The sequence below is a fragment of the Thiomonas sp. genome (assembly GCF_034007205.1).
Lineage (GTDB): Bacteria > Pseudomonadota > Gammaproteobacteria > Burkholderiales > Burkholderiaceae_C > Thiomonas.
The window spans coordinates 20,473-44,462 of sequence record NZ_JAVERI010000005.1; the positions used below are offsets into that span (position 1 = coordinate 20,473).

The 23,990-nt window shown below is 67.4% G+C and carries 16 protein-coding genes and 1 pseudogene; 8 read left to right on the forward strand and 9 right to left on the reverse strand.

Annotated elements, in window-relative coordinates:
• Nucleotides 1-2: 2 nt before the first annotated feature.
• From greB to upp, 6 genes and pseudogenes are all read right to left on the reverse strand, one after another.
• On the reverse strand, nt 3-569 hold the full coding sequence (gene greB, locus RBR52_RS05475) for a transcription elongation factor GreB (RefSeq protein WP_320376187.1): 567 nt from the start codon (nt 567-569) through the stop codon (nt 3-5).
• The gene (recD, locus tag RBR52_RS05480) at nt 566-2,563 is read right to left on the reverse strand and encodes an exodeoxyribonuclease V subunit alpha (protein WP_320376188.1); all 1,998 of its coding nucleotides are present in this window, start codon (nt 2,561-2,563) and stop codon (nt 566-568) included. Before recD ends, greB begins: the two co-directional genes overlap by 4 nt.
• Entirely contained in the window at nt 2,560-6,186 is a 3,627-nt protein-coding gene (gene recB / locus RBR52_RS05485; RefSeq protein WP_413818296.1) for an exodeoxyribonuclease V subunit beta, read from the reverse strand. Before recB ends, recD begins: the two co-directional genes overlap by 4 nt.
• A 120-nt stretch (nt 6,187-6,306) precedes the next feature.
• A pseudogene (locus tag RBR52_RS15425) lies at nt 6,307-6,441 on the reverse strand (UvrD-helicase domain-containing protein); the annotation flags it as partial.
• A gap of 79 nt (nt 6,442-6,520) precedes the next feature.
• The gene (gene recC, locus RBR52_RS05490; protein ID WP_320376190.1) at nt 6,521-10,027 is read right to left on the reverse strand and encodes an exodeoxyribonuclease V subunit gamma; all 3,507 of its coding nucleotides are present in this window, start codon (nt 10,025-10,027) and stop codon (nt 6,521-6,523) included.
• Nucleotides 10,028-10,051: 24 nt separating this feature from the next.
• The gene (upp, locus tag RBR52_RS05495; RefSeq protein WP_320376191.1) at nt 10,052-10,687 is read right to left on the reverse strand and encodes a uracil phosphoribosyltransferase; all 636 of its coding nucleotides are present in this window, start codon (nt 10,685-10,687) and stop codon (nt 10,052-10,054) included.
• 204 nt (nt 10,688-10,891) lie between these two features.
• On the opposite strand from upp, the gene RBR52_RS05500 reads away from it, so the two are divergent.
• The 7 genes from RBR52_RS05500 (at nt 10,892) to RBR52_RS05530 (ending at nt 18,101) form a co-directional block, all read left to right on the forward strand.
• Nucleotides 10,892-12,169, forward strand: coding sequence for a cytochrome c (locus tag RBR52_RS05500; protein ID WP_320376192.1), 1,278 nt, complete (start codon nt 10,892-10,894; stop codon nt 12,167-12,169).
• A gap of 172 nt (nt 12,170-12,341) precedes the next feature.
• Complete coding sequence (locus tag RBR52_RS05505; RefSeq protein ID WP_320376193.1) at nt 12,342-13,589, forward strand: amino acid ABC transporter substrate-binding protein; 1,248 nt, start codon at nt 12,342-12,344, stop codon at nt 13,587-13,589.
• A gap of 81 nt (nt 13,590-13,670) precedes the next feature.
• A complete protein-coding gene (locus tag RBR52_RS05510) occupies nt 13,671-14,552 on the forward strand; it encodes a branched-chain amino acid ABC transporter permease (RefSeq protein ID WP_320376194.1) in 882 nt (293 codons plus the stop codon).
• Entirely contained in the window at nt 14,545-15,480 is a 936-nt protein-coding gene (locus RBR52_RS05515; protein ID WP_320376195.1) for a branched-chain amino acid ABC transporter permease, read from the forward strand. The genes RBR52_RS05510 and RBR52_RS05515 overlap by 8 nt, the downstream gene beginning before the upstream one ends.
• A gap of 100 nt (nt 15,481-15,580) precedes the next feature.
• Nucleotides 15,581-16,264, forward strand: a complete 684-nt coding sequence (locus RBR52_RS05520; protein WP_320376196.1) for an ABC transporter ATP-binding protein — start codon at nt 15,581-15,583, stop codon at nt 16,262-16,264.
• A complete protein-coding gene (locus RBR52_RS05525; protein ID WP_320376197.1) occupies nt 16,261-16,980 on the forward strand; it encodes an ABC transporter ATP-binding protein in 720 nt (239 codons plus the stop codon). Before RBR52_RS05520 ends, RBR52_RS05525 begins: the two co-directional genes overlap by 4 nt.
• A 41-nt stretch (nt 16,981-17,021) precedes the next feature.
• Nucleotides 17,022-18,101, forward strand: a complete 1,080-nt coding sequence (locus RBR52_RS05530; protein WP_320376198.1) for a diguanylate cyclase — start codon at nt 17,022-17,024, stop codon at nt 18,099-18,101.
• Between the two features lie 8 nt (nt 18,102-18,109).
• Here the strand turns inward: RBR52_RS05530 and RBR52_RS05535 are convergent, their stop codons facing one another.
• The 3 genes from RBR52_RS05535 to RBR52_RS05545 all read right to left on the reverse strand — a co-directional run bounded on the left by RBR52_RS05535 (nt 18,110) and on the right by RBR52_RS05545 (nt 21,759).
• Nucleotides 18,110-18,688, reverse strand: coding sequence for a phasin family protein (locus tag RBR52_RS05535; protein ID WP_320376199.1), 579 nt, complete (start codon nt 18,686-18,688; stop codon nt 18,110-18,112).
• 92 nt (nt 18,689-18,780) lie between these two features.
• Nucleotides 18,781-19,575 carry a tetratricopeptide repeat protein gene (locus RBR52_RS05540; RefSeq protein WP_320376200.1) on the reverse strand — a complete coding sequence of 265 codons (795 nt, stop codon included), beginning with the start codon at nt 19,573-19,575 and terminating at the stop codon, nt 18,781-18,783.
• A gap of 282 nt (nt 19,576-19,857) precedes the next feature.
• The gene (locus RBR52_RS05545; protein ID WP_320376201.1) at nt 19,858-21,759 is read right to left on the reverse strand and encodes a chorismate-binding protein; all 1,902 of its coding nucleotides are present in this window, start codon (nt 21,757-21,759) and stop codon (nt 19,858-19,860) included.
• A gap of 129 nt (nt 21,760-21,888) precedes the next feature.
• On the opposite strand from RBR52_RS05545, the gene RBR52_RS05550 reads away from it, so the two are divergent.
• The gene (locus RBR52_RS05550) at nt 21,889-23,988 is read left to right on the forward strand and encodes a TonB-dependent receptor domain-containing protein (protein WP_320376202.1); all 2,100 of its coding nucleotides are present in this window, start codon (nt 21,889-21,891) and stop codon (nt 23,986-23,988) included.
• Nucleotides 23,989-23,990: the final 2 nt, after the last annotated feature.

Here is a 23,990-nt window from a genome sequence, read left to right on the forward strand (position 1 = left end):
CCTCAGCCGCGCGGCGGCGGGTAAGACACTTCCAGAATCTCCAGCGTGGCCGTGCCGCCGGGCGTGGGCAGGCTCACGCTGTCGCCTTCGCGGGCCTTGAGCAGTGCGCGCGCCACCGGGGAAATCCAACTGATCTTCCCCTGCAGCGGTTCGCTCTCGTCGATGCCGACGAGGGTGACGGTATGCTCGGCGCCCTTGTCGTCGGCATAGCGCACGGTGGCGCCGAAAAACACCTGATCGTTGCCGTGCTGCAGGCTGGCATCGACCACTTCGGCGATGTCCAGCCGCTTGGTGAGAAAGCGGATGCGCCGGTCGATTTCGCGCAGACGCTTCTTGCCGTAAATGTAATCGCCGTTCTCCGAGCGGTCGCCATTCTTCGCCGCCCACGACACGGTCTCGACCACTTTCGGACGTTCGTCCTCGATCAGGGTTTTGAGTTCGGCGCGCAGCCGGGCATAGCCCTCGGGGGTGAGGTAGTTCTTGCTGCCGGCAGGCAAGGGCGGCAGTTGGACGCCGTCGTCCTCGTCGTCGACGTCTGCGGTGGATTCGCGGACAAAGGCCTTGTTCATAGACGGCTGAGTGTATCGATATCGATGCGTGGGAGCAGGCCGCTGGCGCGCTGCGTCACCCGCAGCACGCCCTCGCGCAGAGTCTGCGCGTCGGGACACGCCAGGGTGAAAAAGCTGCGCGCGCGGGTGATGCCGGTGTAGAGCAGTTCGCGGCTGAGCGCGGCGTGGCGCTCGGGCAGCACCAGCACGGTGTGATCGAATTCCGAGCCCTGCGACTGATGCACCGTCATGGCAAAAGCCGTCTGCACATCGGCCAGACGGCTGAGGCTGACCGAGCGCAATGCGGCGCCCTGCTGGAACACCACGCGCAGGCCCTGCGCGCCGCACGGCAGGGCGATGCCGACGTCGCCGTTGAGCACGCCCAGATCGTGATCGTTGCGCGTGGCCATCACCGGTCGGCCCGCATACCACGCGCCCCGGCAGCGCAGCAGGCCGATCTCGTCCAGCCGCGCGGCAATGGCCTCGTTCAGCGCCTGTACGCCCCATGGCCCTTCGCGCACGGCGCACAGCACGCGGCACTGATCGAAAGCCTGCAGCACGCGCTGCGCCCAGTCGCCCCAGTCGGCGTCGGTCGCCGGGCCCTGTCGCAACAGTTCGGCATAGCGGAGGTAGCCCGCCGCCCCGTCGCGCCCCTGCACCGCAAGATCGACCAGCGCCGGGTCTGGAACGGGCGACTGCGAGTGCAACGCAGGCAAAAGCCGCACCGCCGCGTCGTCGGTCTGACGCAGCAGCGCCAGCGCCCGGTCGGCGTCGCCTGCGTTCACGACCTGCGCCAATTGCCCGATGACGCCGCCGAAGCGATGGCTTTTGCGCAGCATCACCACCTGCTGCAAACGCGGCGGGCCGTCCGGGTCGACGAAAGGCTGAGGAATGCGCTCGCCGCACAGGGTTTGCAGCGCCTGCGCCGTGTCCGGGGTGTAGCGCCCCTGCTCCGCGCCGGTGCACAGTTCGCCGAGCACCGCGCCGGCCTCCACCGAAGCGAGCTGATCCTTGTCGCCCAGCAGAATGAGCCGCGCCGTGGACGGCAAGGCGTCGAGCAGCGCGGCCATCATTTCCAGATGGATCATGGACGCTTCATCGACCAGCAGCACGTCGACATCGAGCGGGCTGGCGGCGTTGCGGGCGAAGCGGCGGGTGTCGGGCCGCGCGCCGAGCAGACTGTGCAGTGTGCGCGCGGGCGGCAGGCGCTGTGACAGATCGAGCACGCCGGGCACTACGGCGAGCCTGCCCAGCTCACGGTCGATGGATTGCCTGAGCCGTGCTGCGGCCTTGCCCGTGGGCGCGGCCAGCGCCACGCGCAGCGCGCCGGGCTGCGCGGCCGTGGCCCACAGCAAGGCCAGCAGCCGCGCCGCGGTATGCGTCTTGCCGGTGCCGGGGCCGCCGGTGAGCAGGGTGAAGCGCCCGCGCAGCGCCACGGCGCAGGCCAGCTTCTGCCAGTCGGTCGGCTGCTTTTCGGCCGGTGTCTTGTCGGCCTGCGCAAACAACTCGTCCAGCATGGCTGCGGCGGCGGGCGCGTCGACCTCGATGGGCTGCCGCAGGCGCTGGCGAATCCGCGCGGCGACGGTGCCTTCGTCACGCCAGTAGCGGCGCAGGTACAGCAGCCCGGCGCTGAGCACCAGCGGCGCGCCTTTGTCTTCTTCGCCTTCGCGGTGAACCGCCGGGCAATCGCGCAGCAGACGCTCGCCGTCGTCAGGCCATTGCAGATCGCACGGCAGGGTGGACACGCAGCCCGCCGACGCGGCACGCTCCTTCAATGCGGCGAAGTGCTGCTGCAATTCGTCGAGCCGCATGCAGGTGTGACCGCGCCCCTCCAGATCGGCGAGCAGCGCCACGGCCACCGCCAGTTCAGGCGCGATTTGCGGACAGAGTTCGGCGATGAAGCGCGCCAGCGCAGCATCCAGCCGCCGCAGCACGCCCTGCTGCGCCCAGTCGTACAGCACGTCGAGAACGCACCGGGTCGTTTCGTTCGAGATGAAGGACAGGGCCGATTTCATGCGCTCTCCCCGCCCTGGGCGAAAAGCGCATCGAGCGCGTCGAGCAGATCCCCATCGGTTGCAATGTGCACGCAGCCCGACTGCGGCCCGCGAATTCCGCGCAGAAACAGATCGAGCGCACCGCCGAGCTGCGTTTGCGGGTTGTAGTCCGAGCGCAGCCGGGCGCGCAGCAGGCGGTGCAAAGCCAGCATGTAGAGCGCAGCTTGCACGTCGTAGCGGTGTTCGAGCACGGCCGCCTGAAGCGCCTGCTGCGAATAGTCGGCGTCGTTCGCGCCGAGGACGTTGCTCTTGTAATCGAGCACCCAGTAGCGCCCCTCGTGGAAAAACACCAGATCGGCGAACCCCATCACCATGCCGTGCAGCGTGCGCTCGGTCAACTCGGGGCGGGACCTGCCCGGCAGGATGTGGCGCCGACAAAGATCGTCGATCTCGGCAGCGCGCGCCCGCTCGACCGGCAGCCAGAACTCCATCTCCGCCAGCAGCGTGCCGATTTCGGGCAGCGCCGCATTTCCCAGAGGCGGCAGCGGCGTGGCCAGCACTTCGATCAGCCAGTCCAGCAAGTCCTGCGAGCGCTGCGCATCCCAACCCTGCCGGGCGCAGCGCTGCAACAGGCGCTCTTGCCGGTCTTCATCCAGGACGAAGCGGTTTTCACCCAGCCAGGCCAGTTGTTCGTGGACGAACTGGCCGATCAGCGCGCCGCGCGGAAAGCGGTGGCGCGCGGCGGGCGACACGGGGTCTGTCGGGATGCTGCGCCCGCTGGCGGAATCGTCAGACCACAATTCGTCCTGCCGCATGGGCTGCAAGGGCGGCTGCTGGGTCGAGCGCGGCGCGAGGTCGCGCACCAACGCGGAAAAACTGCCGATGCCCCAGTCGCGCTCGAACCGGGCGTCATAGACCGGCGCCCAAGTCAGGTCAGGCGCCTGGACTGCGGGCTGCAAGCGCCGAGCATCGGCCTGCTGCGCCGCATCGACGATTTGCACCGCATCGGGGTGCTCGCCGAAGGTTTCGCGCAGCAGAACGGCGATGTCGGCAGCCGTGCGCGGCGCCTCGCCACCCAGCAGATAGCCGATGGCGCTGCGATGCAGTCCGCAGGTGTTGGAGCGACCGTTTTTCACCGCCCCCAGGCCCACCCACAGGGCATGCCGCGCGCGGGTCAGCGCCACATAGAGCAGGCGCAGGTCTTCGCGCAGGCGTTCGCGGTCGTCGGCGCCGTCCTGCGCTTGTTTGAACGCGGTGGCAAACGGCAGGAACACCAGCGGATACTCCAAGCCCTTGGACTTGTGGATGGTGACCACGCGCACCAGATCGGCCTCGCTTTCCAGCCGCACCACCTGCTCCTCGGCGGGCTGCCCCGTCATCTGCTCGTGCAGCCAGCGGATCAGCGCCTGTTCGCCGTCGAGCGTGCTGCTGGCGGTCTGCAGCAGTTCGGCCAGATGCAGCACATTCGTCAGGCGGCGTTCTCCCTCTTCCAACCTCAACCAGCGTGCGGGCAGGCCGAGCCGGTGCAGGGTCTGGCGCAGCATCGGCAACACGCCCTGCCGCAGCCAGATGCCTTGCAGCTCCGCCAGCAGTTCCAGCCGCGCCTCGAACACGGCGTCATCGGTGGCCAGAGCGACCAATTCGTGCAGCGAAGCGCCCAGCGTCGGCGTGGCGAACGCGGCGCGGGCCAGGCGCCCGTCGCGCGGCTCGGCCACGGCGCGCAGCCAGCGCAGCAGGTCGGCGGCCTCCTGCGAAGCGAACACCGAATCGCGCTCGGACAGATAGACCGAGGCCACGCCTCGCTGTTGAAGCGCGCGACGCACGACACGAGCCTCGTCGCCATCGCGCACCAGCACGGCGATGTCGGACTGGCGCAGACGCACAAAGTCTTGATCCGCCTGAATGAACCCGGCCCGCGGATCGCCCAGCAGGGTGACGATGCGCGCCGCCGCATGCGCCGCAAACCGCTCGCGCGCATCGCTTTTGGATTCCAGCTCCGCATGCACGCTGCAGGTCAGCGCAGGTACCGGCCCTGCGGCGCAGACCAGTCGCTCCTTGCGCCCGCGCGCACCGACGGCGACGAAGGGCAGGGGATTGTCCGCCTCGGGCGCATCGTCGGCCCGGTACAGAAACGCACCCGCGCCTGCGGCCCGCTCGCGCCGCTCGAACAGCCGGTTGACGATGTCCACCAGCTCCGCAGTCGAACGGTAGTTGGTCTGCAGCGCCGAGTGCCGTCCCTGCGTGGCCTGGCGCGCGCGCAAATAGCTGGCGATGTCGGCGCCGCGAAAGGCGTAGATGGACTGCTTGGGATCGCCGATGAGCAGCACCGCCGTCTGCGCCGCGGGCACCGCGGTGATGCCATAGAGTCGATCGAACACGCTGAACTGCAGCGCCGAAGTGTCCTGAAATTCGTCGATCAGAGCCACCGGATATTGCCGCAGGATGCGCTGGCGCAGGCGCTCGCCCTGCGGAGCGGCCAGCGCGGCGTCAAGGCGTTCGAGCTGGTCGTGAAAGCTGAACTGGCCCGATGCCGCCTTGAGCGCGCGCAGCCGGGCGTCGACCTGCGCAGCGGCCCAGGCCTGCAATTCGGGAACCGGGTCGGGCAAGGCGTCCAACGCCGCGCGCAGCGTCTGAACCTCGCCGAAGACGGCGGGCACTTCCACCTGCCTGCCCGTGTTGCAGCCCGCGCGCAGGCCCTCGGGTGTGAGCTTGTCCCAGACCTTGGCGTCGAGCTCGGGCCGCTTCTGCGCGGGGTCATCCTGCCAGGCCTGCAGCGCGTCGAACCAGCCGCAAACGCTGTTCAAGCCATACTTGGTCTTGCTGAGCGGGTTGGTGTCAGACTGCACCAGCGCGCACAGCCATTGCCGCATCAGCGCGATCGGCTCGCGCCATTGCGCCTTGAGTTCGCGCACCTGCGCCTGCTGCGGCGCGATCAATCGCTGCCAGAGGGCGTGCAGCGAAGCGTCCCTGGGTGCGTCCAGCGCCGCACCGGCCTGGGCGGCGCGCAGCCGCGCCTTCACCTCGCTCTCCAGCGCGCCAACGTCGGGCCATACCTTGATGACGCCGTCGAGCGCAGCGCCCGACAGGGGATAGACCTGCTGTCGCCAGAAGTCGCGCACGGCCTGCGTGGTGAGTTCGCCCTCGTCGGCCACCAGGTCTTCGTCGAAGGCGTGGCCGCTGTCGAAGGCATGTTCGCGCAGCATGCGCTGACACCAGGCGTCGATGGTGAACACGGCGGCATCGTCCATCGCCTGCGCCGCCATCGCCAGCCGCCAGGCGGCGGCTTCGCGCGCCGGGCCGCTCGGATGATCGGCCAGCAGGCCCAGCAGGAATTCATCGCTCGCTTCAGGCTGCGCCTGCCCCTGAAAGCAGCGCGCCGCTTCGACCAGGCGCAGGCGTATGCGCTCGGTCAGCTCGCGCGTGGCGGCGCGGGTGAAGGTCATCACCAGAATCTGCTCAGGGCTCAGCGGGCTATCCCCCTTCGGATGTCCCTCCCAACCTACCCCACGTCGTGGGGGAGGCGTGTTCGCTCCCTCCCCACTCGTGGGGGTGGAGGCGGAAAAGGCAAAGCCAACTGCTTGGCTTTGCCCCGCCGCAACGGGGCTGGCCTGCAAGCCAGCCATTGGACGGGTTGGGGTGGGCATCTCCCCCTCCCAACCTCCCCCACTGCGTGGGGGAGGAGCGATCACTCCCTCCCCACTCGTGGGGAGGGTTGGGGTGGGGATGGGGTCCTTGGGGCTGAGTACCGCGGGACCATCCTCTGCGCCGCCATGACCCAGCACCAGCCGGAGGTAGAGCGCGGCGATGGTCCAGGTCTTGCCGGTGCCCGCGCTGGCTTCGATCAGGCGGCTTCCCTGCAAGGGCAGGCGCAGGGGATCGAGAGGATCAGGGTGTCTCACTGGACTACCCTCCGGTCGCTGCGCGACCACCTCCCCGAGGGAGGAAGAGCGCCCCCTTCGGGCGGCCGTGCGGGGGCGCTCATGCAGTCTCATCCGCGCCCGCAGCGGGCGTCTGGCTGTGGCGCTTGACGATGGCTTGCGCTGCCCAGTCGGCCAAGGGGCGGAACAGCGCGTGCTGATAAATCTCGAAGCGGCCATCGGCGGTCAAGCTGGCGAAGTCGGGAAAGATGCGCGCCAGGCAGGGCTCTTGCACTTCGCCCGAGGTGTTGTAGCCGCCGTCGTAGACCTGCTGTCCCTTGCCATTTTTCAACTCGGCCAGCGCGGTGCGGGCGGTGAAGGGCGCAGGCGCCTGCATGCCTTCGCGCCAGGCGGCCAGCAGGGTTTGAAGGTCATCTCTGGCCTGCCCGGTGTCCAGCGGCGGCAGGTCCACCCGCGCATCGAGCCCGATGAGCACGCCCCGCACCGCATGGCCGCAGGCGCCGGCGGCGATCTGCCGCACCCAGGCGTCGATCAGCCTGTCGGCGCGCACCTGTCCTTGCGCATCGGTCAGCCTGGAAGCGCTCATCTGCACCCGAAGCTGCTGCCGACCATACGAGCGCCCCCAGGGTCGGCTCGCCGACCCGCCCCCCGAGGGGGTCAAGGAAACTTGGGGCGGCCCGGCGTTTCCTTGAGAGCGCAGGCCGTCGAGCCAGTCGTCGATGGACACGCCGTCGTGCGCGAAGGTCAGCGCCAGCTTGTCCTCGGCCAGCGGGTAGGCCGAAGCCAGCTCGGACCAGGTGCGCAACAGCGTCAGCGCCTCTTGCTCCAGCCCTTGCGCCACTCTGCTGCCCAGCGCGCGCATGGGCAGCACGCCGCTGCCCTGCAACCGGCGCACGCGGCGGGCGACGGCGGCTTCGATGCCTTCGCGCACGGCGGCCTGCGGGTCGTCGATCAGAAGGCTCAACAGGCCGTAGCGCTCCAGACCATCGAGGCTGAACACTTCGTCGTCGTTTTGCTCCTCCAGTTCGTCGAATTCCACGCCCAGCCGGATGCGGAAAAACGTCTTGACCGGATTTTTGAGAAAGCGGGCAAGCTGCTGCAGCGTCAACGGCTCGGTGAGTGCGTCGAACTGCAGCGGCCCTTGCGTCGTCTCGGCGGCGCCGCCATGCGCCTGCCGCCACTCGCGGGCGAAGGTGAACAGCCCTTCGATGCCCTCGAAGTAGCGACGGCTGAAGGGCTGCAGCGGGTGGACGGTGGTGCGCTGCGCGAGCAGGTCGCCGCCTTCTCCTCCCTGCCAGCCGGCGGCGAGGTAATCGCGCAACTGCGCCACCAACACCGAAGGCGGCTGTTCGGTGTTGTCGCGCGGGCTGCGACCGGCCCAGCTCACGTACAGCACGCGCCGGGCCGACAGCAGGGCTTCGAGCATGAGGTAGCGGTCGTCTTCGCGCCGCGCGCGATCGCCGGGCCGGTATTGCCCCGGCTGGCGCAGCAGATCGAAGTCGCTGCGCGGGCTCTGGCGCGGATAGTCGCCCTCGTTCATGCCCAGCAGGCAGACCACCTCGAAGGGTATGGAGCGCAGCGGCATCAGGGTGCAGAAGGTCACGCCGCCGGCCAGAAAGCGCCCCCCGCCCGCGGCCTCGTCCAGGCTGCCGAGCCAGCCCTCGCGCAGCACCTCCAAAGGCACGGGCTCGTCGAATCCGGCTGCGGCGCATCGATCGATCCAGGCCGAGAGCGCCTCGTCGAGCAGGGCGCGGGTCTCGCGTTCGCGCAAGTCTTGCGGCAGGCTGATGGCATCGAGCAGTTCGCGGCAGCGCTGCGCCCACAGTCGCGGCGTGGCGCTTTCGCAGGCCGTGCGCCACCAGGCCTGCAGCACGCCGAGCAGATCGGCCAGCGGCCCGACCAGCGCGGCATCCAGCCCGCCGATCTCGTCGCAGGGCACGATGTCGGCAAAACCGTCTTCCCCCGCGCCGGTGTAGCCCAGCAGCATGCGACGCAGGCCAAAGCGCCAGGTGTTCTGCTCGCCGCAGGCGGCCAGGCCGAGATGGGCGCGATGGTCGGCGTCCAGCCCCCAGCGCACCCCCGCCTGCGCGATCCATTGCTTCAGGCGGGGCCGGTCTTGCGGCTGCAGGCCCAAGCGCCGGGCAATGGCCGGCACGTCGAGCAGGGTTGCCATGTCGCAGGCCAGCATGCGCTGCTGCGGCAGACGCAGCAACCCGTCCAGTGCAAGCAGCAGCGGCTCGGTCGCGCGCGCCGGCAGGTCGGCGATGTCGAACGGGATGTGCCGCGCATCCCCCGGCGGATACTGGCCGAACACCGCCCGGATGGCCGGGGCGAAAGGCGTGATGTCGGGCGTCATCACCACGATGTCGCGCGGCCGCAGCGGGCGCTCGCCGCCCTGCTGCGCCAGCAGATGCAGCAATTGATCGTGCAGGATTTCGACTTCGCGCTGGGCGCTGTGCGCAATGTGAAACACCACCGAGCGATCCGACGCAGGAATGCGGTTGCGCGGGTGCTCCTGCAAGGGCAGCAGATCGCGCAGGGCCGCCTGCACCTGTTCGAGCAGGGTGTGGCCGGGCGCTTCGTCGAACAGGTCCAGCCGCGGCAGGCCGGGCGTGTCCATCGCCGCCGCCCGGTCGTCATGGGCGTCGAGCTGGCGCATGAAATCGCGCCCCTGACGTCCCCACGCGGCCAGCAGCGGATGGGCATGGACGTGCATCGCCTCCAGCCCGATGCGGGCGAGGTCTTGCGCCCGCAGCGGGCGGCGCCTGGGCGCGTCGCGCAGCAACTCGCGTCCCTCGATGATGTCGGCCCAGTGATAACGGCAGGGATTGGGCAGCGCGATCACAACCTGCGCATGCCGCGACAGGGCCACGAGCGAGTCGAGCATCACGGCGGGCAGATGCGCGGCGCCGAACAGCACCACGCGGCGCGGCAAGGGCGGCCTCGGTTCGCCGCTGCCTTCACCCAAGGCGCCGAGCCTGTGCAGCAAGGCGCGATGCACCTGCGTGCGGGTGAACTGGCGCTCGGCCTCGCTCAACTCGTCCAGCACCCGGCGCCACAGCCAGGACTGCCAGCGTTGATCGCCGGGCAGCGCGGCGGTCTGGCCGCGGGCATCGATGAGCACGTCCTGGCCCTGCGCCCAGGCGTCGAGCCAGTCGCTGCGGTAGATCTGATATTGGTCGTAGAGATCGGCCAGACGCTGCGCCAGTTGCAGGCGCCGCATCAGGTCCTGATCCTGCAGATACCGCAGCAGCGGCGCGCAGACCGCCGCATCGAGCGAATCGCCCAGCAGTCGCATCAACCTCCAGGTCAGCAGCGGCTTGTCCAGCGGCGACTGCGCAGGCATGGCCGCTGCTGCGAGCACCTGCCGGTAAGTGCGCCACAGAAACCGGGCGGGCAATTCCACCCGCGTGGCCGCGCAGATGCCGCCTTGCGCGGCCAGCGCCATTTTCAGCCACTCGGCAGCCCCATTGCTCTGCACCAGAATGACCTCTTCCTCCAGCGGCGCCGGCGGTTGCCGAGCCAGCCACTGCAGCACCGCATCGCGCAACCACTCCAGGCGGTTGCCCTGCAGAACGAACAAGCCGGGACGGATCGCGTCGGTCATGGGTCGGGAGGACAGGAACTCCGTCTACTTGGTGCCGAAGATGCGGTCGCCCGCGTCGCCCAGGCCCGGCACGATGTAACCGTGGTCGTTGAGCCGTTCGTCGATGGCGGCCAGGGTGATGGGCACGTCGGGGTGTGCGGCGCGCACGGTGCGCAGACCTTCGGGCGCGGCCAGCAGGTTGACCAGCTTGAGCGCGGTCGCGCCCGAGCGCTTGAGGTGGGTGAGCGCGGCGGCGGCCGAGTTGCCGGTGGCCAGCATGGGATCGACCACGATGACCAGGCGTTCGGCCATGTCCTCGGGCACCTTGAAGTAATACTCCACCGGCTCCAGCGTGGCCGGGTCGCGGTACAGGCCGATGTGGCCGACGCGGGCGTTGGGCAGCAGGTCGATCATGCCGTCGAGCATGCCGTTGCCCGCGCGCAGGATGGACACCAGACACAGCTTCTTGCCCGCGAGGATGGGCATGCGGCAGCGCGCCAGGGGCGTCGTCACCTCGACCAGCTCCGTGGGCAGATCGCGGGTGGCTTCATAGGCCAGCATGGCGGCGATTTCGCGCACCAGGCGACGGAAGTTGTCGGTGGTCGTGTCCTGGCTGCGCGCCAGCGTGAGCTTGTGCTGCACCAGCGGATGCGAGACGACGTGGACCTGGGAATCGTTCATGACGGGGGAATTGTGCGTTGGCGTAAGAACAGCAATTTTGCGTCATCCCGCTGTACCCAGCTGCTACAGCCGCAACCGTTGGTATGCAAACCGCCGGGAATCGGGCACTGCGGGTTTGCACTGAGTCCTTTCCTGAACCATACTGCGGCGCAGCAGAAAAAAACCGGCGGATTGCACCGCTTCCCTACCTTCCGGAGACTCTCCATGCGTTCATCTCACTTGACCCTGCTGGCGGCCTGCGTGCTCGGCCTGCAGGTCCAAACCGCTTTCGCCGCCCAGCCGACGCCGAATGATCCCGAAGTGATGCGCGGCGCCTATCTCGCCCGCGCGGGCGACTGCATCGCCTGCCACACCGCGCCGGGCGGCAAGCCCTACGCCGGCGGCCTGCCGATGAATCTGCCCATGGGCATCGGCAAGGTGTATTCGCCCAACATCACCCCGGACAAGAAAGACGGCATCGGCAACTGGACGTTTGCGCAATTCGACGAAGCCGTGCGCCACGGCAAGTCGCCGCGGCTGGGTTATCTGTACCCGGCCATGCCCTACCCCTCGTATGCCCGCATCAACCCCGAGGACATGCACGCGCTCTACGCCTACTTCATGCACGGCGTGCAGCCGGTGGCGCAGGCCAACAAACCCGAAGACATTCCCTGGCCGCTGAACATGCGCTGGCCGCTGGCGGTGTGGGACTGGATGTTCGCGCGCGACGGCGTTTACAAGCCCGACCCGAAGCAGACGGCGCAGTGGAACCGTGGCGCCTACCTGGTTGAAGGATTGGGGCATTGCGGCGCCTGCCACACCCCGCGCGGACCGTTTCTCCAGGAAAAGGCCATGGAGCCCGGCGGCGCCGATGGCAGCCTCTACCTCGCGGGCGCGCGCATCGACAATTGGTACGCCGCCAATCTGCGCGGCGATCTCTCCGACGGCCTTGGGCGCTGGACGCCGGCGCAACTGGTGCAATTGCTCAAGACCGGTCGCACCGCCGATTTCACCATCGTCGGCAGCATGGCCGATGTGGTGCACGACAGCACCCAGCACCTGGACGACGGCGATCTGCAGGCGATCGCGGTGTTCCTCAAATCGCTGCCGCCCATTCACCCGAATGCGGCGATCAACAAGCCCCAGACCCCGGTGATGACGACCAGCGCCAAGGCGGGCGAGCCGCTTTACGCCGCGCATTGCGCCATGTGCCATCAGGCGCAGGGTCAGGGCATCCCCAATGTCTTCCCCGCGCTGGCGCTCAACCCCACGGTCAACACGCCCGACCCGATCAACACCATCCGCATGATGCTGCACGGCGGGCACACGGTGGAGACTCAGGGCAACCCCACGCCCATGACCATGCCCGATCTGGGCGCCACGCTCGACGACACGCAGGTGGCCGAGATCGCCAGCTATGTGCGCAGCAGTTGGGGCAACGACGCGCCCAACGTCAGCGCCGACGAGGTGGCGAAAATCCGCAAGATCGTGGCGCAAAAGTAGGCCCAGCGCGGACAGTGAGTGAGGCTCAGGCCCGTGGGCAAGGCGTTTTTTGTCACGCATCGTTGCAAATCAACGCACTTGCTCACCGCATCGCGCAAAGTCCCGACCGAGAATGATTCATGACATTCGCAGAAGCGCCACGCACGCATCTGCTCATCCTCTGGAGACTCTCATGCCCCTGCGCAACTCGAAAAAACTCCTGCGTCATCTCGCCGCCGGTCTGGCCTTGAGCGCCACCGCCGTTGCCGCCCACGCCGCGGCGGCGCCGTCTCAGATCAAGATCGGCACGCTGTACGCCAGCAGCGGCCCCTTCGCCGTGGCCTCGCAAGGCCAGTATGAAGGCCTGAAGTTCTGGGCCGACGCCGTCAACAAGGACGGCGGCGTGTTCGTCAAGGCCTTCGACAAAAAGATTCCGGTGAGAATCATCGCCTACGACGATCAAAGCTCCACCTCCACCGCGACCACGCTCTACAACCAGCTCATCACGCAGGACAAGGTGGACGTGCTCGTGGCCGACTTCGGCTCGGTGCTCACCTCGGTGGCCGTGCCGCTGGCTGCCGAACACCACATGCTGCTGATCGACCCGACCGGCTCGGGCGCGAACTTCTTCACCAAGCCGACCAATTACCTCGCCGATGTGAGCATTCCGTCGAGCACGGTGTGGCCGGTGCCGCTGGCCAACTATCTGGTGCAGCAGAAAATCAAGCGGGTGGCCATCGTCTACAGCGCCAACGATTTCGACGCCTCGCAGGCCACGACCCTCAAGGAGGTGCTCGCCAGTCACGGCATCAAGCCGGTGTACGACCACGGCGTGCCCACGACCGAGTCGAACTACACCATCCTGTTGCACACCATCGCCGCCACCCGGCCCGACGCCGTGCTGGAGTTTGGCTATGCGCCCAACGACATCGCCTTCCTCAAGGCGCTGCACCAGAGCGGGCTGCATTTCCCCATGACCTTCACCATCTTTCCGGGGCAGTTGCTTTCGCTGCTGACCAAGAACGTCGGTGAAAAGGCGCTGGCCTACACCTACACCTACCCGACCCCGCCGCTGGTCAAGTACGACAAGGTGAGCTACGGCATGAACACCCGGCAGTTCGTCGATGCCTTCAAGTCCGCCGAGAAAAAAGAGCCCAACTTCCTCGACTGCTCGGGCTACAACACCGGGCTGATCGTGCAGCACATGCTCGACATGGCGCCCAAGTTCGATCAGCTCGCCTTCCATCAGGCGGTGATGGACATGTCGGGCAAGACCACCACCCTGCTCGGCCCCTTCGACGTCAACGCCAACGGCGCGCAGCTCGGCCAGCCCTTCCCGGTGGCGCAGTTGCAACCCAAGGACGGCAAGCTCGACATGGTCGTGGTGTATCCGCAGGACAAGGCGACCGGCAAAGCGGTGTATCCGGCGCCCAAGCCGTAAGACCCGCCTGGGCGACGCAGCGGCGCGGCTGATGCGCCGCTGCGTCGCTTCGATCCATCCCAAAACGCTCAGGGAGGGCGCGTGGAACTGCTGGCCTACGCCATCATCGGCGGCATTCTGTACGGCATTTTTTTCAGCCTGGTCGGCATCGGGCTGAACCTGATTTTTGGCGTCATGCGCATCATCAATCTGGCGCATGGGCAGTTCATCGTGCTGGGCGCGTATGCCGCCTGGGTGGTGTCGCGCCACTTCGGTTTCAACCCGCTGTGGGGAGTGCCGACGGTGATCGTCGCCGCCATTCTCATCGGCTATCCGCTTTACTACGCCGTGGTGCCACGGCTGCAGCGCAGCGGCGACCCGGAGATGCTGTCGTTCATCCTGTTTTTCGGCGTCGGGCAGATGCTCGAAGCCCTCACCGGGCTGGGCTTCGGCGCCGATCAGCGCTCGCTGCCCAGCGAGGCGCTGGGCGCGGGCAATCTGGGGCTTTTCGGCCAGGAATTTCCCGATAGCTGGTGGTGGGCGGCGGGCGTGAGCCTTGCGGCCATCGTCGCGCTGTGGCTGTATTTCACCCGCACCAAGCTGGGCTATGCCACCCGCGCCATCATGGCCAGCCGCGACGAGGCGCTGGCCACCGGCATCGATGTGAACAAGGTCTCCGCGCTGGCCTTCGTTGCCGGGCTGGCGCTGGCGGGCATCGCCGGGGTGTTTCTGCCCTATCTGCTCGGTTCGGTCTCGCCCGATATGGGCAACGGCCTGACCACCACTGCGTTCGCCATCGTCATCATCGGCTCGCTGGGCAATCCGCTGGGCACCATCGTCGGCGGGCTGGTGTTCGGGCTGGGCACGATGCTGATGCAAACTTATTACTCGTCCTGGTCCAACCTCGTGCCCTATGTGCTCCTGCTGGTGATCGTGCTCATCCGCCCCACGGGCCTGTTTGGAAAGGCGGTGCGCAGTGTCTGAACGCTCGCTGCTCCAGCGCGGGCGCGCGGGGCTCATCGTGCTCGCCGTGCTGATCGCGGTGTTTCTGCTGTTGCCGCATGTCTATGGCAATGAGTCGCTGCTGTTCACACTGATGACCTTCATCGTGCTCGCGCAGGGGCTGAACCTGCTGTATGGCTTCACCGGCTACCTGCCCTTCGGCTATGTGGGCTTTTTCGGCTGCGGCGCCTATGCCACCTCGTTGCTGGTGCTGCACAGCGGCCTGCCGGTGCTGCTGTGCGTGGTGGGCGGCGGGCTGGCGGCGGTGTCGATGGGCCTGATCCTGGGGCCGCTGCTGCGGCTCTCTGGCGCCTACTTTTCCATCGCCAGCCTGGCGGCTTCGCAGATTCTGTATTTCGTCGTCTCCAACACCCATCTGGCCGACCTCACCGGCGGGCCTTACGGGCTGAAGATCGAACAGGTGTATGCGCCTGCCGCGAGCTATCACACCATGCTCGCGGTGCTGGTGCTGGCCACGGCACTGGCGGCGTGGTTTCGCGTCTCGGCCTTCGGCATGGGCCTGCGGGCGATGAAGCAGGACCCAGTCAGCGCCGCGATGGCCGGCATCCACGTCGTGCGCGCACGGCTCATCACCTGGCTGATCTCGGCCGGGGTGGCCGGCTTGGCGGGCGGGGCCTATGCGTGGAATCTGTCGGTGTTCTACCCCGAAGCGGTGTTCACCCTGCAGATCTCGGTGTTCGCCATCGTGTTTGCGCTGTTCGGCGGGGTGGGCACGGTGATCGGCCCGATCATCGGCGCGGCGGTGCTCTACAGCCTGTATTCGGCAATCGGCATTTCCACCCCGCAGTATTTCCAGTTGATCTATGGCGGGCTGATCGTGTTGCTGGTGCTGTTCCTGCCCGGTGGCTTGTTGTCGCTGTTGACGCGAAGGGGCGTGCGTGTTTACTGAAAGCCCCCAGGGTCGGCTCGCCGCCCCGCCCCCCGAGGGGGCCGGGGAAACTTGGGGCGGCCCTGCGTTTCCCAGGGAAACCCTTCTTCAGCTCCAGGGCGTGAACAAGCGCTTCGGCGGCCACGTGGTGCTGAACGACGTGAGCTTCAAACTGGCGCCCGGCGAGATCGTCGGCCTGGTCGGGCCCAATGGGTCGGGCAAGACCACGACCATCAATGTCATCTCCGGCCTGTACCGCGCCGACAGCGGCAGTATTGCGTTCGACGGCAAGCCCATCCACAAGGTGCCGATGCACAAGCTGGCGCAACTCGGCATCAACCGCACTTTCCAGGTGCCCAGAACTTTCCACGACATGACGGTGCGCGAGAACATCGAGGTGGCGGCGCACTTCGGCCATGCCGCGGGCGCGGTCGACATCGACGCCATCCTGCACGACATCGGGCTGGAAAAACAGGTCGGCAAACTCGCTGTTTCGCTCACGGTCAACCAGCAAAAACTGCTCGACCTGGGCCGCGCGCTGGCCACCGGGCCGAAGCTGCTGCTGGTCGATGAAATCGGCGCCGGGCTCAATCCGGCCGAACTCGGCGGCATTGCCGAGCTGCTGCGCAAGCTGTCGCAGCGCGGCATCGCCCTGATCGTGGTGGAACATCTGATGGCGTTTCTCGGCAGCATCACGCAGCGCGTCATCGTGCTGGGGGCCGGGCGCATGTTGTTCGAGGGTTCGCTCGACGCCGCCTCGCGTCACCCGGAAGTCGTGGCGGCGTTTTTCGGGGGCGAGGCATGAACAGCGCCACGACCACCCCGCTGCTGAGCGTGCGCGATGTGCAGACCGGTTACGGCGCGCTGCAGGTGCTCTGGGGCGTCGATCTGGAGGTGATGCCCGGCGAGACCGTGCTGCTGCTCGGCGCCAACAGCGCGGGCAAGTCCACCCTGCTGCGCACCCTCATCGGCCTGCTGCCGTGCTGGCGCGGCGAGATTGCGCTCGATGGCGAGCGCATCGATCAACTGCCACCCGATCAGCGCATTCGCCGCGGCATGGCCTATATGTCCGAGCTCGGGGTGTTTCCCACGCTGTCGATCGACGAGAACCTCGCGCTGGGCGGTTATTTCCTGCCCGAAGCGCAAATCCGCAAGCGCAGGGAGCAGTTGTTCGCGCTGTTCCCCGACCTCGCGGCCAAGCGGCGCGACGCCGCGGGCACGCTCTCGGGCGGGCAGCGCAAGATGCTGGGCATCGCCAAGGTGCTGATCGCCGAACCCCGGCTGCTGCTGATGGACGAGCCGTCATCCGGCCTGGCGCCGGTATTCGTCAAGCAGGTCATCGAAGTGCTCAAGACCAGCATCGGCGCGGGCACGGCGCTGCTCATCGCCGAGCAGAACGTGGCGTTTCTGCAATTGGCCGACCGCGGCTACCTGATCGACCACGGCAAGGTGCGGCTCTCGGGCACGCGCGCCGAACTCGAATCCAGCGATGCGGTCCGCGAGACCTACTTCGGACTGTAAACTCGGCGGCTATTGCGGCATTTGCCGCAGCCACGGCCGCCATGTCCCATTTCTCCTCCCGGCAAGACGATTTCAAACAATCCGCCTATCGCCGCATCTACCCGCTGCGGGTGGTCGGCATGGCGCTGGGCGCGCTGGCGATTGCCGGGGTGCTCATCGACCAGCACGCGGCGCCGTGGCGCTGGGCGCTGATGGTCGTGAGCTGTCTGCTCTGGCCGCACATCGCCTTGCTGCGATCAAGGCTCAGCGCCGACTCCTACCGCGCGGAAAAACACAACCTGCTCATCGACTCGGCCATCGCCGGCCTGTGGGTGCCGTTGATGCACTTCAACCTGCTGCCCAGCGTGGTGCTGGTCACCGTCACCACCTTCGACAAGCTCAGCAGCGGCATGCGCCGGCTGTGGCTGGCCTCGCTGCCGGGGCTGTTCGGCGCTGGCGTGCTGACGGCGCTGATCGTGCGCCCGCCGGTGCAACTGGAGAGTTCGCTGCTGGTCGTCATCTGCACCCTGCCGCTGCTGGTGGTGCATACGCTTTCGAGCAGCATCGGCAGCTACCGGCTGATCCGCACCGTGTCGCGGCAGAACAAGCTGCTCGAACAACTGCGGCGCACCGATACGCAGACCGGGCTGTACGCCCGCGATCACTGGCAGCAGCAAGCCGATGCCGCGCTGCAACGATTCCATGCCACCGGACAGCCCGCCTGTCTGATGATGATCGACGTGGATCACTTCAAGCAGGTCAACGACACCTTCGGCCATACCGCCGGAGACGAAGCCATCAGCGCCATGGGCCAACTCATCCGGAGCTGCATCCGAACCGAAGACTGCGCCGGGCGCTACGGCGGCGACGAATTCGCCGTGCTGTGCCGGAACATCAGCCCGCATGAAGCGCTGGGCATCGCCGAGCGCATCCGCGCCGAGGTGCAGATGCTGCGCTTGCCGCATCACCCGGACGTCCAGCTCAGCAGCAGCATCGGCCTGGCCGCTGCCGCGCCGGAGTTCAACACCTTGCAAGCCTGGATGAAAGCCGCCGACGCGTCGCTTTATTCGGCCAAGCATCAGGGGCGCAACCAGGTGGCGGATCACCTGTCTCCATCCCCCATGGGAGACTGTCGGGCTTGAGATGCGCTTCAGGCCGCGGCAGCGCGCCGCCCTCCCGCCGGCTTGTTGCTGGCCGCCCGCGCCGCGGCCCCATCGAGGCTGCGCAGGCTGTCCTGCGTGGTTTCGGCCGCCGTCTTGGACAGTTGCTGCAGCGTGCCGTAGAACTGGTTTGCGTTCGACAGCATCTGATCGAACCACGTCGACACAGGCTGCATCCCGTTGCCAGAAGACAGTCTCGGCGTATTCAGTTCCAGCATGGGCTTGAACTGCTGCTGCGCCTTGTCGACCTGGCGCTGCATGGCCTCAACCAGTTCTTGCTGCGACTCCGCCGCGATCTTTGCGGTCTGGCTGAAGTAGTCGCTCATCAACTTCTGAGAGTTGGACTGAAAGGCCTGCAACGACGGCGCGAACCCGTCCTGCGGATGGTCGCTCGACAGCAGTTCCCTGCTGACGCTCGCCGTTTGCTCCAAAGCCTTGCGCATCGTCTGCAGATTGAGGTCCGCCAGTTTTTGCAGCGCGTCGAGTCGCGCCATGGACAGGGCGGTCAGCGCCTCGGCGCTGTTCTTGGTGAGGTTGGTGGCAGCGGTCAGCAGTTGTTCGGTGGTCATGATGATCTCCTTCAGAATGTCATCAGCGGGGTGCGACGACGGAATGGTCAACGGGTTGCAGCGTGAAGAGGGGGATTTGGGTTAGCGTCGGATCAGCCCTCCAAAGTCCGGGGTTCAGGGCCGGATTCGACATAGCCATGTTCCACCGCCTTGCGAAACCAGGTCACGGCCTGCACGATGTCCTGCGGCACGCCAAGCCCGTGCTCGTACAGAGTTCCCAGACTGTGTTGCGCCAGGTTGCAGCCTTGTTCGGCCGCCTGGCGCAGCCAGTTTGCCGCCTGCGCGAAATCCTGCTCAACGCCCCGCCCCTGCCGATACAGCTCTCCGAGCCGATACTGCGCGGGAACGTGACCTTGCTCTGCCGCCAGTCGAAACCAGGTCGCAGCCAAACCGAAGTCCTGTGCCACACCCAGCCCTTCCCGGTACAGATCGCCCAGCCCATACTGCGCCTTTGCATGTCCCTGTTCCGCCGCTCGACGAAACAGCATGGCCGCCTGCACGGCATCTTTTGAAACGCCCCGACCCTGTCTGTACAGCATGCCCAGATTGCATTGCGCCCGCGCATACCCCTGTGCCGCCGACTTTCCGTACCAGTAGGCCGCTTGAGCAATGTCCTGCGAGACCCCCTGTCCGTTCCGGTAAAGCCCGGCCAGGTGGTACTGCGCCCGCATGTCACCCGCTTGCGCAGCCTGCTGAAACCACGAGGCTGCCTGCTCGTAAGCCTTGCTCGATTTGCATTGCAGGCCCTTGGACAACCACTCAGGCAGCGCGCCTTCATCCGTGTTGACGAAAGCATGGGATCGGCGCCGCACCTGGTCAACCAGTTGCCCGGTGTATTGCCGCGCGGCAACCTTTGATTGCGGACGGTTGAGAGATACAGCCATCATTTCCTCTCCTGGCTTCCTGGCCTGGGAGCGCCACAAAAGCACCGGTCAGTGGTCGGGACTGTAAAGCAGAAAAGGGTTGAAAGTGTGAGCTATATCACAGATAACAAGAAAATTTTGGCAATAGGCCAATTCCCCATTGCCGCACTCGTCCCGTGCATTCCGTTCCAGGCGTGGCGTGATCGATCACGGCCCGGAACGTGCCGCTGCATCTGAGCAAGTCATTGCGTCCCAAGCCAGACAGTCTCCCGGAAAATCCAGCAGAGCGTGACCGTTCCAGTGAAGTCAAAGCTGCGCGGCCAGCACCCCGCGCAGGCTGTTGACGAGCGCCACCGCCTCGGCATGCCACAGCGCGTCGCGCAGCAACACGCGCTCGCGCACCGCGCCGCTGTCGAGCAGCACCTGCCGCGCGACGCCGGGCAGCAGACCGCATTGCAGCGCGGGGGTGCACCACGCGCCGTCGATGCGAAGCAGCAGCGTGCTGCGCGCGCCTTCACACAGTTCGCCACGCTCGTTGCAGAAGATTTGATCGAACGCGCCTTGCGCCTCGGCGGCGCGCCAGGCCGCGTCGTAGCGGGCGCGGTGGGTGGTTTTATGGCGCAGAAAAACATCGGCGGAATTCAGCGTGTCGGCAGCGAACAGCAGACGCACGGGCTGCTGCGGTGCGAGCGGCAGGGGCTGCACGTCGACCTCGAACGCGCCGGATTTGCGCAGCACCAGCCGCGTGCGCCAGGGTGCGGGGGCGAGCGCGGCGCAGGCGGCTTGCCACGGGTCTGCGCCCGCCAGTGGCGCGGCGGGCTGTGACCAGCACAGGCCCCGATGCGCCTGCGCCAAGGCCTCACGCAGCGCCGGCAGGTCGCAGGCAAAACCGAAAAACGCCGCCGACCGCGCCAGCCGCGCCAGATGGCGTTCGATGCGCTCGGTTTGTGCGGGCCAGACGGCGGCGAAGGTCTCGATCAGGCCGAAGCCGGGGTCATGCGCGGTGACGAAGCGCAGCTTGTCCCAGCACTCCTGCCACTCGGCGGCGGGGTCGGAGTCGATCACCACGCCGCTGCCTATGCCCAGGCGGAAGGCGCGCGTTCCGGCGGCTTGTCCTGCGGTCTGCAGCCGGTCTTCGACCTCCAGGGTGCGGATGGGGACGCTGAATACGGCCTGCGGCCCCGAGGCGGCGTCGCGCGGGTCGATGAAGCCGATGGCGCCGGTGTAGAGCCCGCGCGGCCCGTCTTCGAGCGCGCGGATGATCTCCATGCTCATACGCTTGGGCGCGCCAGTGACCGAGCCGCAGGGAAACAGCGCCGCAAGAATCTCCGCCCAGCAGCGCGGCCCGGCGCGCTCATCGAGCGTGGCCTGCACGCTGGAGGTCATCTGCCACACCGTCGGGTAAGGCTCGACGCTGAAGCGCTCGGGCACGCGCACCGAACCCGGCACCGCCAGCCGCCCCAGATCGTTGCGCAGCAGATCGAGGATCATCAGGTTCTCGGCGCGGTTCTTGGGGTCGGCGGCGAGTTGCCGCGCGGCCTGCGCGTCGGCCTGCGCATCCTTCTTTCGGGGCGCGGTGCCTTTCATCGGCCGTGCGTGCAGCGTCGCCCCGTCGCGGGCGAAAAACAGTTCGGGAGAAAAGCTCAGCACCCAGCGCCCACCGAGCTTGGCCAGGCAGGAATGGCGCGTGGGCTGCGCCTGCCGCAGCGCGACATACAACGCCAGCGGATGGCCGAATACCCGCCCGTACAGCGGCCAGGTGAAGTTGATCTGATAACTCTCACCCGCGCGCAGATGCGCGGCGATGCGCGCCAGCGCCTCGTGGTAGCCCGCCTGCGAAATGCCCGGCTGCAAGCCCGCCACACCGCTGGGCGCCTGCGCATCGGGCAAGGCGGCGAGCTGCGTCTGCAGCCATTGCGCCACGCCGTCGGCGCTCAGCCGCGCCGCGTCTGAAAAAGACAGCGCCTCGACCAGCGGCGGCGTGGAGGAAGCGTGCACGGGCAACCCGGCCAGGGCCTGCGCGGCTTCATACGCGACGAATAGCGCCACCTGCCGCCCTTGCGCCAGCTCGGCCTCGATGCGCGCAAACGCCGCCTCGACCTGCGCCTGCCCCTCGGCCCGCCACTGCGCCGCAGCGCCGATGAACAGGCGGCTCGTGGGCTGCGCGGCGCTGGCCTGTGCATCGTCGAACAACACGAAATCGTGCATCAGTTCATTCCAGTCCGTCGGGAAAACCCCTGTGCATCAGCCCCTACAAATGCGACGTTTTGCCGCACAAAAGCCCCTACTGCGAGCCATAGATTGTGAGGCTTCGATTGCTCGTCACATTTTGTCATCATGTCGTTCTCCGCTTCCAAACCGTTCGTTCCCACTGTTCTTGCCCTCGCGGTCTCTGCCCTGTTCAGCCCGCTGGCCGCGCAGGCCGCAGACAGCGCCAGCGCCCTGCCCGAGGTGACCGTCAGCGCCAGCAGCCTGAAGGGCTTGGCCACCAGCGCCGTCACGGTCGAGCCCACCCCGGCGCAGCGCGCCAGCACGGCAGACAGCGCCAGCCTGCTCGATTCCATCGCCGGCGCCGGCGTGGTGCGCAACGGGCCGCTGACCGGCATTGCCGAGCTGCGTGGCTTGATGGGCGACAACGTCAACGTGCAGGTCGACGGCATGACCATCACCCCGGCCTGCCCCAACCACATGGACCCGCCGCTGCACTACATCACCCCGCAGACCCTGGGCACGCTCACGGTGTATCCGGGCATCGCGCCGGTCAGCGTCGGCGGCGATCATATCGGCGGCGCCATCGTGGCCGAATCCGCACCGCCGCCGTTCGGCGCGGGCAGCGGCCTGACGATGCGCGGGCGCATCAACGCCGCGGCCGACAGTTCCAACGACGGCAGCAGCCTGCTGCTGGGCGCCACCGCTGCCAACGACCGCCTGAGCCTGGGCTACACCGGCCAGTGGCTCAATGGCGGCAATCTGCGCTGGCCCGGCGGCACCGTGGCCGACACCGGCTATCACGCGCTCAACCACGATCTCGCCTTCGGCCTCAAACTGCCCAGCGACGGCCTGCTGCAGCTCGACGCCAGCCAGCACCACACGCGCAACGCCGGCACCCCGGCGCTGCCGATGGACATGACCCTCGACAAGGCCGACAGCTATAGCGCCCGCTACACCGGCCGGCTCGGCGCGGGCCTGCTATCGGTCAAGGCCTATCACCACAAAATCGACCACCTGATGGACAACTACAGCCTGCGCAGAGTCATGCCCGGCGGCATGGCCATGCAGGCGCCGGCCAGCAGCACCGACAAGGGCGCGGCGCTCGACTACACCCTGCCCGACGGCGCCAACACCTGGCGCGCCGGGCTGAGCTGGCATGGCAACGACTTCCAGGCGTATACGCTTGCCGCCAGCGGCAACCCGATGAGCCGGCGCGACAACATCACCCCGTCCACCCGCCGCCATCTCGGCGCCTATGGCGAATGGGAGCGCGCCTGGACGCCGCAATGGGACACGCGCCTGGGCCTGCGCGCCGACCAGATCAAGACCGATGCCGCCCCCGTCACCGCGCTGGGCATGATGCCCAACGCCATGACCCTGGCCGATCAGGCCCGGTTCAACGCCGCCAACCGTTCTTTCACCGACAACAACTGGGACGTGGTGCTGCAAACCCGCTTCAAAGCCTCTGAAAACGCCACTTACAGCGCAGGCATCGCCCGCAAGATGCAGTCGCCCAGCCTGCTGCAGCGCTATCTGTGGAGCCCGGCTGGTGCCAGCGCCGGCATGGCCGATGGCCGCACTTATCTGGGCAATCTGGCGCTCAAGCCCGAGGCCGCGGTCACTCTCGACCTCGGCGCCGACTGGCACGGCACGGGCTGGCGCATCGCGCCCTCCATTTACTACAGCCGCGTGCACGACTACATCCAGGGCACGCCCATCGCCCGCAAGGACGCCGCCGGTCTGCCCATCCTGCAATACAACAATGTGCAGGCCGAACTGTACGGCCTGGACCTGAACTGGGCGCTGGCAGCGGGCCTGCCGCGTGGCGCCAGCCTCGACGGCGTGGTGAGCTATGTGCGCGGCAAGCGCACCGATGTGGCCGACAACCTCTATCGCATCGCCCCGCTGCGCGCCACCACCAACCTGCGCTACGCCACCGGGGCGTGGAGCGCCAATCTGCAATGGGTGCTGGCCGCCAGGCAGACCGAGGTGTCGGCCTACAACGGCGAAAAACCCACCGGCGGCTACGGCGTGCTCAACCTGCACGGCACCTGGCAGGCCAGCCCTGCGCTGCAATTCACCGCCGGGCTGAACAATCTGTTCGACAAGAACTACGCCGACGCCCTCAGCGGCATCAACCGCGTCCCGGGCGGCGACCTGCCGGTGGGCGCGCGCATCCCCGGCGCCGGGCGTTCGGTGTTCTTCGGGTTGAACTACGCGCTGTAAGC